Raw genomic sequence first — 12,685 nt, forward strand, 5'->3', positions numbered from 1 at the left:
TGTACGGAATTTCCGGGTTTTCCGCAAGTTTTAAATCGAGAAGTATCGTGCAATGACCAGACCAGACCGCTTGCCTGTCCAGAGCCGGGCAGAACAACTCGACACGATTGCCGCCGTTTTGCCGATGAACCGGCGCGACATGCTGGCTGGCATTTTGACGGATGAGGATGTCGAGACACTGCGCCATCTGGTCAATGAAGGCATGGGGGAAAACACGCTGCGCGCCTTGACCTCGGATCTTGCCTATCTCGAAGCTTGGTCAATGGCCGCAACCGGCAGCCCCCTTCCCTTCCCGGCGCCGGAAGCCCTGCTCCTGAAATTCATCGCGCATCATTTGTGGAGCCCCCAGCAACGTGAGATCGAATCCGAGCACGGCATGCCGGCCGGCGTGGAAGCACACTTGCGCCGACAAGGCTTTCTGCGTGTATCCGGGCCGCATGCGCCGGCAACGGTGCGCCGGCGTCTCGCCAACTGGTCGACGCTGACCCGCTGGCGCGGTCTGGAGGGATCGTTTTCATCACCGTCCGTCAAATCGGCCATCCGGCTTGCGGTGCGCGCCCCGAACCGGCCGCGCAGCCGCAAGAGTGCCCATGCGATTACCGGCGATATTCTGGGCAAGCTGCTGGCAACCTGTTCCGGCGAGGATCTAACCCCTATCCGGGATCGGGCAATCCTGATGGTAGCCTTTGCTTCGGGCGGGCGCAGGCGCAGCGAAGTCGCCGGCTTGCGTGTAGAACAGCTCATCAAACAACCCCCTGTCACCGATGAAGACGGCCTTCCCCTCCCCTCGCTCGGCATCCATCTTGGTCGCACCAAAACCAGTGGTGCCGATCACGATGAAATCGTCTATCTGACCGGCCGACCCGTCGAAGCCCTCACCCGCTGGCTGGAAGCAGCCAGGATCGACAAGGGCAGCGTGTTTCGAAAAGTCGATCGCTGGGGCAATGTGTCCACGCGAGCGCTCGAACCAAGCGCCGTCAACCGGATCGTCAAACAGCGGGTGCAAATGGCAGGGCTTGAACCGAGGGAGTTTTCAGCGCACGGGTTACGCTCCGGCTATCTCACCGAAGCCGCCAATCGTGGTATTCCGCTCCCGGAAGCGATGGAACAATCGCGTCATCGCTCCGTACAGCAGGCGTCCGACTATTATAACAACGCCAAGCGGCGCAGTGGACGCGCGTCTCGTTTACTGAGCTGATCCAGAAAACCCTTCGTACCCTCAAAAAATACGGCATCTGCCGTATTGTTCGGTCCGTTGTGCGTCAGTAAGGACTCAACGATAACAGTTAAAATCTGGCCAGCTCTCGGGGGAATGACAATGGTTGGGAGTTCTCGATTGCGCCTGTCACAAGCAACGTTCTTATCAACGAACTCCTCGCCTGTTTGCTTCAAACTTCCCGATTCAAGGATTTTGTCTGCCAGAACGCCCCTCTATTTTGCGAAACCGGCGATAGCCACGCTCTTCCTCACTCTGTTTTCACCGATCACAGCATTCAGTGCCGAACACTCCGGCGGTAATGGGGGTGCCTCGGACCAATTCTTTCAAAATGATGCGGCGTTCAGCATGCTTCAAGGGGGAAAGGGAGGAAAATCCGGGGTAGCAGGCGGCTCCGGTCTTACGCCAGACTTCAATTCCGGTTTCTACGGCGAAGGCAGTGGTGGAGGCGGAGGCAGTGTTGGGAGCGACGGCGGAAATGGTGGCAATGGAGTCGACAAAGCAGGTAAACTGCCAACCACCGGTGGCCAAGGCGGATCCGGAGGAACCGCACCGGGAAGCAACGGCGGGAATGGTCAGGACGCCGTCGGCAAGGGTGGCTACGGTGCCGGCGGCGGCGGTGGCGGCGGCGGCGCAAATGGGCTTGAAGACATCGCCCTTCATCTCACCGCGACAGACCTACTTCTGGGTGGCAGTGGCGGCAGCGGCGGAAACGGACTCGAACTGTCAGGACAGGATCATCACGGCGGGGGCGGGGGCGGGGGAGCCGGCGGCAATGGCGCAATTGTTGGCGGCCTGATGAACAACTATGGAATTATTCGAGGCGGAATGGGCGGCAACGGAGGTATTGGTGGAGCAGGTCTGCCGGCATCTGGCACCGGGGGTGCGGGTTCGGGAGGTGACGGAGGTGACGGATTGCAGATACAGGGCTCCGATCTTTCGCACTTAAATGTTGGCCTCATACAAGGGGGCTCGGGCGGAGACGGCGGACGGGGCGGAAAGGGCAATAGCGGTTTCAAATATGCGGGCAACGGAGGTAATGGTGGCGACGGTGGTACCGGCATTTATTTGAATGCCGGGAACAATCTGACGAATGCTGGAACGATCCTGGGAGGAAATGGCGGAGCCGGTGGAGATGGCGGTATCGGCTTTCAATTGTCATCCCAAAATGGGAATGATGGCGACGATGGGACTGGCGGAGTGGGGATCATCGCCAATGGCGATACTCGAATCGTCAACTTTGGTGCGATCAGCGGCGGGTTGTCGGGTGACCATCAGACGCGTTCTAACGCTCTGCTCTTCCGTGGTTCGGCAAATGTCTTGGAACTTGCCGGCCGTTCACAGCTGATAGGTGGGATCGAGCTTGACAGCGGCAGCACAGTGACCATGTCTGGAATCGATGGGCCCGTTGGATTAGATAATGATTTCAAACTTGGAGCAGGTTCGGCGTTAACACTGAACGCGGCCAGCTACAATCTCCATCTTTCTGGAATGGTCTCCGGAGAGGGCGGACTAATAAAAGATGGTTCAGGAATAGTTGAGCTGTCCGGCATCAATTCATATAGCGGCGCAACAACCTTAAACGCTGGCGTTCTGACTGTTTCTTCGGATGCAAACTTGGGCGGTTCTTCCAGCAATCTTGTGTTGAATGGCGGTGCGCTCGAAACGACAGCAACGTTTGCAATGGTACGCAACGTCGACGTGACGTCGACTGGATATATCAACACCGCTATTGGCACCGTACTTTCACTCACAGGCACAATCCAAGGCGTCGGCAATCTGACAAAATCAGGCGGCGGTGTCCTCGCTTATGATGGCCGGTCATCAGCCTTCACGGGAACAACGTCTGTTCTCTCAGGCGGGCTCATTGTTGGCTCAGAAGTCACAAAGAATAATACGCGGCTTGCCGGCTCCGTCTTAATAGAGAATGGCGCCTTACTCGGCGGACACGGGTCCGTAGGCTCCGGGCCAGGTTCTCTAGTCACGCTCGCTCCGGGAAGCAGGTTGGCTCCTGGCAACTCCATTGGCACGCTTACTGTCGACGGCGATCTGACGCTGAAACCTGGTTCAGTTCTTGAGATCGAAATTGCCAGCAATGGCACTTCCGATCGCGTCGATGTGGCGGGAACTGCTACAATTTCCGGCAGCAGTGTCTCGGTTGCCACCATCGATCCGGAAACCAGTTATCAGAATGGTCAACTCTACCATATCCTGACCACCCACGGCGGTGTCAGTGGTGAATTCGCAAGCGTTATGTCGAACTCTGCCTTTCTCGATATGAGCCTTGCCTTTAGTGACACCGCAGCAGATCTCAAAATCTGCCTGAATACCGGCTGTCCCATTCCGGTTGAGCCTGAACAGCCCTCCCCTGCCCTCTTTACGACGGTCGCTCAGACCCGCAATCAGTATGCCACGGCTGGCGGCCTGGATACGCTGGAGCAGACGGGTTCTTCGCTTGCGCTCTACAATAGCCTGCTGATGCTGTCGGCCGATGAGGCGCGTGCGGCTTTCGACAGCCTTTCCGGCGAGGCTTATGCTACCGCTACGGGCGTTTTGATCAACGACAGCCAGTTTATTCGCAATGCAGCCCTTGGTCGTCTGCAACAAGCCTTTGGCGGCGCTCCGGCAACGCCGATCAATGCGCTTTCCTATGCCGAAGCGCAAAGGCCTGTTTCGGCTTCAGCCTCTGCCATCGATGCCGCGGCCCCTGTCGGCATTGCTCCTTCTCAAAATCTCTATACCGCCTGGGGCTATGCCTATGGCGCTTGGACGAGGCAGGATAGCAATAGCAATGCAGGATCGGTAAAATCCTCTGTTGGCGGCTTTGTCACCGGTATCGACGGTACTGTCCTCGACACATGGCGTCTCGGCCTTCTGGCCGGCTACAGCCATTCCAGCTTCGATGGGGATGATCGCGCTTCATCGGGCAGCAGCGATAATTATACACTCGGCGCCTATGCGGGAACCGAATGGACGCTCAACAATGGCCATGCCTTGGCTTTCCGATCCGGTCTTGCCTATACATGGCATGATATGGACATGAACCGTTCTGTCGCCTTTCCCGGCTTTGCCGATAATCTGACCGGCGATTATGATGCTGGAAGTGTTCAGCTCTTTGGCGAACTTGGCTATAAGATCCACTACGGCAAAGCCCTGTTCGAGCCTTATGCGGGTCTTGCCTATGTTCGCCTGAAGACCGATGGATTTGATGAAACGGGTCAGACTGCTGCCGCCCTTTCGGTTCAGTCCGGCACGACGGATACCAGCTTCTCAACGCTCGGCCTCCGCGCATCGACAGAGTTTGTTCTGGCAGCATCACGGCAACGGCCCGAACCGACCTTGGCTGGCGACATGCCTATGGCGACATCACGCCGGTTTCCACCGCAAGCTTTATCGGTTCAAACGCCTTCACAGTCTCTGGGCTTCCGATCGCTGAAGATGCAGCTCTCATCGAAGCAGGACTTGATTTCAGATTGACCGAAGACGCCACACTCGGCCTGTCCTATAACGGCCAGTTTGCTTCCGGCGCCAAACAGAACGGATACAATGCTAAACTCAGTGTGAGCTTTTGAATTGGAGTCCGCCTATGGCTATCATCCAGTGATCAAGAATGGCCAATCCAGGCAAAAAATATTCGAACAGATGGATCAACAGCCCTTCGGTGCCAAGGGCCTCATTAAGCCCACGGAGCCCCTCGGATGTTAGGCTACGCACTGCCCTCCTCCATTTTTTCAAGCGAAGGGTGCCGCGAGACTAATCAACATGTGGCGTGCGATCATTATCTAATAATGAAATCGCTTCCGTTCGCGCCCTTCCAACCCAGTCGAGGCGTGCCGCATTTTTCATTGAATGTCTGAGTGTACTTTGTAACGACACAATCTGCCGCAGAAATTTGATTTCTTTGTCCCGAGCTTACACAACCAGCCCCAACTACCATTACTGAAACAAGTATCACAGTGTTGATAGACTTCACTACCATTTATATAACTCTTACTTTGTTTTTCCGAATTCGAACAATGAAGCGCCATCTCGGCATTTGAGCGCCTTGAATGAGCTCACATTCTTTATTGTTGACGATTTATACAATATATGTGAGCTTTTACTCACATTGTCTACTCGCATTAGGAAATCGAGAATATGGCCAAGCTCAACGCTACAAATCCCAGAAAAGCTGCCTCGCAAGAGAGGTCGAAAATGACCGTCGAGGCGATACTGGATGCCACTGCTCGCGTTTTGGTGCGCGATGGATATGCGAGGGCCAGCACAAATCGCGTTGCTGCAGTAGCGGGAGTGAGCATTGGATCGCTCTACCAGTATTTTCCCAATAAGGAGTCGCTTGTGGCTGCGCTCGTCGCAAGGCACAATCGTGAAATTCTGGCTCTGCTGGAAAATGCCATGCAAGAGCGCGCGTCAGACGACCTGAATAGTGGCATGCGGGAGCTCATTCGCGCGATGATTGCTGCGCACCGGGTTAATCCTGAGCTCCACCGCATCTTGAAAGAAGAAGTTCCCCGTATTGGAAAACTTGCCAAGGTGGAAGCCATCCGAAAGGACACGCTCCATCTGGTTCGGCATTATCTGGAGAAATGCAAGGACGACGTTCAGCTCAATGACCTCGATACGGCTGCGTTTATATGCGTAACGACAGTGGAGACGTTGACCCATGCCATCGTTCTCAATGACTGCGGCCACTCACTCTCGGACGAGGCCGATATTGTCGAGCACATCACCCGGATGATTGCTGGATATCTGGGCACTGCACCAACACCTATCCGTGCTATTTTGAAAGAAGCCGCCTGATCTCAAAGGTTCAAGATGTGCTCCAACCGCCGCAACGACTATTTCTGGGGCCGGTGCCCTCATAAAATGGGGGCGTGGGCACGCTTTATCTTGATCGATCCAATACCTGTTCCGGTGGCACAACTATCTCACAAGGAACAGTCGTGGCCAACCGCGCCACGGACGAGAGCATGACACGTTTGGTAATGACGCAATCACTCTCAATGGCGGAACCTTGCACGCGGCGGTTGACGGCGCGACCATAAACAGTACCGCGCAACCCTGCCGCCTGGCTGATGCATGTGGCGAAGTACCGCGCGCTAGACCGGCAGCGTCGCACCACGCTGATCGACGGCGAGCATCGCGAACCGGCAATCGACCTCACGGAACTGGTACAGGCCGATCCCAATATCGAAGCCAGGCTTGATGAAGTCATTGATGATGACCTGTTGCGGCTGATCTTTACGGCCTGCCATCCCCCGTTGCCCGCCGAGCAGGGCCAGGCTCTTGGGCGGTTTATCGATACCGGAAGTGGCGCACGCCTTTTTCGTATCTGAAGCCACCGTCGTTCAACGCATCGACAGCTGTCTTCGAAACCCCTCAGGGCCGTGAACGACGGCAGCGGCATTCCACCGTGCTGGAAGTGGTTTGTCTAATTTTCAACGAGGGTTATATGGCAAGCGAATGCGCACACTGGCTGGTGCGGATCTTTGCCATGAAGCGCTGCGCCTCGGGCGCCCGCTTGCGGCATTGATGCCAAACAAGCCCGATGTCCACGGTCTTGCCGTCCCTATGGAATGGTAGGCATCGCGCTTTGCCGCGCGCTCCGACAAGGCAGGAAACCCGATCCTCCTGCTGGTCAGGATCGCAGCCGCCGCACTGGTCGCAGATCCGGAGCGGCCCAGACGGCCTGAACCGCGCCATGGCCGTCACCCCGGCGCCTATCAACTTCAGGCGATGATCGCATCTTGCCAGCGCGCGCGCCTCCCGCCGAGACCGAATGGATCGCCTTTGCCGCTTGTTATCAGGCGCTGGCGCTCGTTGCGCGATCCCCATTGTTGAACTGACCGGCGATGCGCGCGAACGGGCCCTGCTTCTGGCCCACGCTATCGCAACCAGTTCATAACGCTTGGGACGTCCTGGTTGTTCTTGCGTCAGGCATTTCCGGAGCTGTTGTCTCGATCGAACAGCGACAAACTACAACAGACCTTCGATACATTAAACGAGCGGATTGGTTTTAGTTTTAGTAGTACACCGTAACGTTGAGGTTCGAACGCTTTCACGGTACCCACAGTTTCGATTTCAAAACATGCCCCCTCTTCCAAGCTGATTAGATTTTCCCGCCAACCCGAGACGCCCCTTTCCACATCACCTGCAGAGGATAATTCGCAGGCACCAGGCGGGAATGGCCATGTCGGTTACGATGATGTCCCGGTTGCGGTGTGCAGAACGGAGTTCGTTAGCGTATTCGTCAACTCAAAGCATGTTGAGATCTGTTTGCTTTCATCAACGACAAGAGCATTTGCGCGATGGAGAACTCCCCTACTCGTGCTTTGTGGGTTAGAGAACGCAAATAACCGCCGGCTGATCCGATTTCTCTTATGCGCTGTAGAATGCCGGCAATTGTCGCTGACAATCCTTCAACGCCCATGACCTGACAGGCTTCATGATAGGCTGATCGCGTGATGCCGAGGAAAGCTGAAACAGTTCTCGTTGCTTCAATTAAATCACGCCAAGACGTAATGCCGGTTGGTTTGTAATCCTTGATGTCAGGACATGCTCTGAGCACCGTATCGAGGGAGATCTGTTTCGTGGGGTCGGGTTTGCTGGTTTTAATCGTGGTCTCGGTGAATGATGAAGAAGACGCCTTCAAATCATTCATTTTTATATTTTGAGATTCAAAATGGGATTCAGGCAGGGATTCAATATGATGCCGCTCATTTTGGTTGTGATTGGTGCTCATTTCCTCAATATTGTTCATCTGAATCAACGCTTTATCAATTTCTGCCCGTAATGCGGTCAGCTTGTCTAGAATGTCTTGAAGTTCTGTCGTTGAAGCACGGCGGGGGATGGCGTCAACGATCACGCGAAAGCGCAAATGAACATTCTGCCAGAAGCTGGATGGAGAATCAGCCAGTGCTGCGTTGATCATTTGGGTGAGGTCTCGTCGCTGCAAGGTGATCTGTTCACGCTTACGTTTGAGGAGCGCTGCGTCGGCCTGTATTTGCTTGGCGGCTTGCGAGATTTCCTCTGCACGATAGAGAAGCGGCGCTAGTGAAAAGCCAAAAGCTTCTTCTACCTGTCCGGCCTCGTTTTTATACGCATAGCGCTTGCCATTGGGACTATCGCGTCGCGCAATCAGGCCGCTCTCGATGAGAGTAGCAATATGGCGACGAACAGTCGATTCCGGCATCCCATGGGCTCGCAAGGAGAGCTGACGATTGGAAGGAAAAACAACAAGTCCGTTTTTGACGGTGATTTCATTCTCGGGAAGAAACGACAGCAACGAGCTTATCACCGCCAGACAGCGATCGTTGATCCCGAACACTGACTTGGCAATGCAAAGCTCTTTATAGATCGCCCAACGGTTGACCGTCTTGCCATCTAATTTGGTCGGTGAAGAAGGCTTCAATTGGCCAAACGCCATCCTTCGCCCACGAAATGTGGACGTTATTGACTCCAGAATTTGCATTTCCTCTTACCTTTTTTCAGGCAAAAGAAATTCAGCCGCCATAATGACGTTATGACTCTTGACACTGATTCATGGAAATGCGATTCTCTGAGTGCTTAAATCTGAGGAAGGCTTCCATGCGGCAACGTTTTGGGGGCCTTTTTCTTTTGCGGTTTAGTCTCCTGGGCTATGTATCGGTTAGATCTAGTGCTGAAGGCTTACGCTTCCCAGGCTATTTGGGTGCTTCGCCGGCCTTATATTCAGCATAGAGCTCTTCAAGTCGCGACTGGATAAAGTCGGCAAATTGCGGAGCCGCCTTGTCATTGAAGGTGAACTGTACATTTTTGCCAGCTCGTTTGATGGAGACAGGCTGAATACCGTCACCGAGAACAGGTGATAGAACAGCATTCTTTTGACGCTTATCCTTCGACGCTGACAATTTGAGCGCATCGAATACGAATTGAAATCGATCGTCTGAACGCAACGTGGAAAAGCCAGCGCTACCTATGGCGTCCGTTGCGACAGATTCGCCGACAGTTGTCAAAAGGCTAACGAAATCTTCCCAGCGCGTACGCCCGATAGACGGGGCACGGCCAATCTTGCGGATGATCTCTTCGGGGATCGACTTGATGATCGTGATCATCTTGGACAGGATGGCTTTATCAATGCCCGTCGACTGATAAAGCGTTTCTCGCGAATAGCCCTGCCCTTCCAATATATAGGCAAAGAAAGCCTTTTCGATGAAGGAGAGGTTTGAACGCGTATTGTTTTCCTGGCCCTGATGAATAACCAGTTCTTCATCGGTAAGCTGTTTGACGACCGCTCTGACTTTGATGCCGAGCGCTTTAATCGCTGCGACGCGCCGATGACCATAAGCGATCTGGAACCGATTCGCATTCTGGGGGTGAGGGCGCACCAGAATTGGCACCAGCTGCCCGCTGTCGCGGATCTGCTCAATGAGCTTCGTTTGGTCCTCATCGTCAAACCCCAGACGATCAGAGACGAATGAACTGTCAATCAGATCGGGATCGAGCTCGACGATCGTTTGACCAGTTGAAAGCTGACGTTCGATTTCATCGGCGCGGGCGGACCGTTCGTTGATCTTTTCGAGAGACTGCGAAATCGCGCCAAGTGCGGCGGGACGATTTGCGCGGTCTCGATCCAGACCTGCAAGCGGCCTCGCCTGCTCAAAGGACGAGCCTGTGGAGCGATCGTCAGTTGTCTGCGATGGCTCGGACTGTTCAGAAAAGTCGAAAATATTCTTGCGGGCCATGGTTAGTTACGCCCCCAGGTCTGGCGAATAAGGTCTTCAATCTCAGCGTTGACAGATGTCAACGATTCCAACGCTCGATCATAAGTACCGCGGGAGAATGCAGAACGATCAACCTCATAAAGGGTTTGCTTTGTCAGACCCGCATCGGAAATAGCGGTCGATTTCAGCATAGGAGTTTCAAGAACACGATTGCCAAATATCGAGCGCATGAAGCCTGCCATCTGATTTTGTGGCGCGTCGTTTGGCTCATAGCGGGTGATCAGATAACGCATCCAGTCATATTGCGTATTCCCACCGGCGCGCTCAACAACAGCGAGGAGGTCGGACGTCATATGCAGAAACTGGTTCATCGACATAACATCGAGCATCTGCGGATGGACGGTGATTAAAACCGATGTGGCCGCGCACAAGGCGGACAGGGTCAGGAAGCCCATCTGCGGCGGGCAATCAATCACAACGACATCGTAAAGATCTTCGACTACCGCAAGGCAACTGCCGATGCGTGAGAAGAACATGGCTTCATTCTTCTGCTCAGCCAGAACCTTGGGCGTTTCGTGCTCAAATTCCATGAGCTCGAGATTGCCCGGAATGACATGCAATCCCGGCGTATAGGTCGATCGGACAATATCCGTAATCTCACGTCGTTCCGCATCATAGCGAATGGCGCCATACAGCGTATCATTGACGCGCACGTCAAGCTCAGGCTGATGGCCGAACATCGCCGAAAGTGAGGCTTGCGGATCGAGATCAATGGCCAGAACCCGATATCCGCGCAAAGCCAGATACTGGGCGAGGTGGGCCGACGTAGTGGTTTTTGCAGAGCCACCCTTAAAGTTCATGACCGAAATGATCTGCAACTTCTCGCCGTTGCGACGATGACGGATATATTTGCCGTGCGTCTTGGGAGAGTTGTCATCCAGCAATTGCCGAATGGCGTGGATGTCCTGAATGGAATACATCCGCCGACCATTGCTCTGGGGCGCTGGTCCGTGGCCTTCCGATACGATCTGCCGGAGGTAGCCTTCCGCCACGCCTATAAAAGATGCAGCTTCCGCGGGCGTGAATGAGCGAATCGATTTCTGCGCTGTTGGCGGAAAAATGCGCATTTGATGCGCCTGAAGTCGCTTCGACAGCTCTTCAGCGTCGGCTTCAATCAAAGACTGAAGGCTGCTATGAGGTTGCGGAGATGCTGTCGGGTTTTGGTGCATGGCTCGTCCTTATCAGCGCATATTCAGTAAAACGTAACAAATATGCGCTGACAAAGATGCCCCGATTCTGTCTTCACCGCAATTTGTTTTTAGTTAATGAATAGTTAACATCAAGCAAAGCAATTATCGGGACTAAACGATTTTACTGACGAGCAATCTGGTGGTAATTTAATCTTCCGTCATGTGTTGTTTACGTTGACAGCTGTCAATGTTGCCGGAAATGCGCTGACAACTGGGTCTGACGCAGATTGGTGAAGAATAAATCTGTCTAGAGCCGAGCCGGCATTTCTGAAAAACTCACGAGATTGCCAGGATTTCAATTTCATTGTTGCCCAAAATGACGATATCGCCAAGTGATTTACCGCTGACGGATCGTGCCAGCGGCGAAACGAACGATATCGTGCTAGACTTCGGATTAGCTTCGTCCTCGCCGACTATCTGATAAGTTTGGCGCGCCCCGCCATCCCTGCTGATAGATATAACGCAGCCGAAACCAACATTCGATGGATATTGTGGTGTTGGTACGAGCTGCGCTGAATGAAGGTGGGCTGCATAGTATCGGAGATCACGCATTGGATGTGCCGTCTGCCGGCGGCGTTCTGAGATGTCTTCGATCGAATTTGCGACTTCATACGCATCTCGCGCCTTCTGAAGCTCCTCCTGCAGCAGTAGCAAGCCCTTCTCTGTCACAAGATTGGGGTGAGGCGAGATTTCACGATCTGGCAATATCGTTTCCGAAGCTGCTTCTGCGCTCTCTTCTTTGGCGAAGGCGACACTCATAGAAAAACTCCTGCCAGTTGTTGAAGGCGATGATAACCGATTCTTACTTAGCCCACAGCATGAAGACTTGGACCTACGATCAGGGTCGAATGCCCATGCCGGACGATTCCGGTGCGTTATTCATGTCGTGATAGGGCTCTCACATATGGATGGAATGCGGTGAAAGTGCTGTTATGGGTGGCAAAGAGTTGTTTGCGCTGACGCGTTGACAGCTGTCAATTTCAGTTTCGATTGAATATGGCGGGCGTGGGCAATAACGAAACGAGCGCAGTCGTACGCACGAGTAAAACGTTTGCAGTTCCAAACAATTTTTTAGTTATACTAACGTGTCTCCAAGCATGAATAATTTGTCTCGCCGTCATCTCAAGGCCGACCGTCAGGTTGCCGACTTTACTGTTGGGCCGTTTGCTGCGGTCATATAATTGAATTGACGGGGCGCATCGACTGATATTGCTGATCGTAGGAGTATTGCTGGACTGGGCGAGAATATCGAATAACTACACGGGTTGAGGTTGCCCTCAGTCTCACAGGTTGTACACGGCATTCCAACCCAGCGCGCAAAACGAGACGCGCATGAATGAGTGTTTATAAAGGTACTGGGGGCGATGGATTGCGATGAAATCAAGCTATTGAAATTATGGTGAAAAATTTCGCAAACAAAAGCTAAGTGGGTCTTAAATTTAGCTCGAGCGATTGTCTGTTTTTAATTTTTTTGGAGGAGTGTTCCAGTTCGAACTTTGCCGCGTGAGCCAGGGCGT

8 protein-coding genes and 1 pseudogene are annotated in these 12,685 nt (G+C 53.8%); 5 read left to right on the forward strand and 4 right to left on the reverse strand.

Annotation, left to right across the window (positions count from 1 at the left end; genetic code table 11):
* Positions 1-52 precede the first annotated feature (52 nt).
* From WIX40_RS21270 to WIX40_RS21285, 5 genes and pseudogenes are all read left to right on the forward strand, one after another.
* On the forward strand, positions 53-1,198 hold the full coding sequence (locus WIX40_RS21270; RefSeq protein WP_339442007.1) for a site-specific integrase: 1,146 nt from the start codon (positions 53-55) through the stop codon (positions 1,196-1,198).
* Positions 1,199-2,707: 1,509 nt separating this feature from the next.
* A pseudogene (locus WIX40_RS21275) lies at positions 2,708-4,725 on the forward strand (autotransporter outer membrane beta-barrel domain-containing protein); the annotation flags it as partial.
* A gap of 628 nt (positions 4,726-5,353) precedes the next feature.
* On the forward strand, positions 5,354-6,016 hold the full coding sequence (locus WIX40_RS21280; protein ID WP_339442009.1) for a TetR/AcrR family transcriptional regulator: 663 nt from the start codon (positions 5,354-5,356) through the stop codon (positions 6,014-6,016).
* 74 nt (positions 6,017-6,090) lie between these two features.
* The gene (locus tag WIX40_RS23700; protein WP_371834162.1) at positions 6,091-6,261 is read left to right on the forward strand and encodes a hypothetical protein; all 171 of its coding nucleotides are present in this window, start codon (positions 6,091-6,093) and stop codon (positions 6,259-6,261) included.
* A gap of 36 nt (positions 6,262-6,297) precedes the next feature.
* Positions 6,298-6,552, forward strand: coding sequence for a hypothetical protein (locus WIX40_RS21285; protein ID WP_339442010.1), 255 nt, complete (start codon positions 6,298-6,300; stop codon positions 6,550-6,552).
* Between the two features lie 914 nt (positions 6,553-7,466).
* Here WIX40_RS21285 and repC read toward each other — a convergent pair.
* The 4 genes from repC to greA form a co-directional block, all read right to left on the reverse strand.
* Positions 7,467-8,687, reverse strand: coding sequence for a plasmid replication protein RepC (gene repC / locus WIX40_RS21290; RefSeq protein ID WP_339442012.1), 1,221 nt, complete (start codon positions 8,685-8,687; stop codon positions 7,467-7,469).
* Between the two features lie 211 nt (positions 8,688-8,898).
* Positions 8,899-9,939, reverse strand: coding sequence for a plasmid partitioning protein RepB (gene repB, locus WIX40_RS21295; RefSeq protein ID WP_339442013.1), 1,041 nt, complete (start codon positions 9,937-9,939; stop codon positions 8,899-8,901).
* A 2-nt stretch (positions 9,940-9,941) separates the two neighbouring features.
* Positions 9,942-11,147 (reverse strand): plasmid partitioning protein RepA, encoded by a 1,206-nt coding sequence (gene repA, locus WIX40_RS21300; RefSeq protein WP_109365580.1) that lies wholly within the window; start codon positions 11,145-11,147, stop codon positions 9,942-9,944.
* Positions 11,148-11,444: 297 nt separating this feature from the next.
* A complete protein-coding gene (gene greA, locus WIX40_RS21305) occupies positions 11,445-11,927 on the reverse strand; it encodes a transcription elongation factor GreA (protein WP_339442015.1) in 483 nt (160 codons plus the stop codon).
* Positions 11,928-12,685 lie beyond the last annotated feature (758 nt).

Source organism: Ochrobactrum teleogrylli, from assembly GCF_037482325.1.
GTDB classification, from domain to species: Bacteria; Pseudomonadota; Alphaproteobacteria; order Rhizobiales; family Rhizobiaceae; genus Brucella; species Brucella teleogrylli.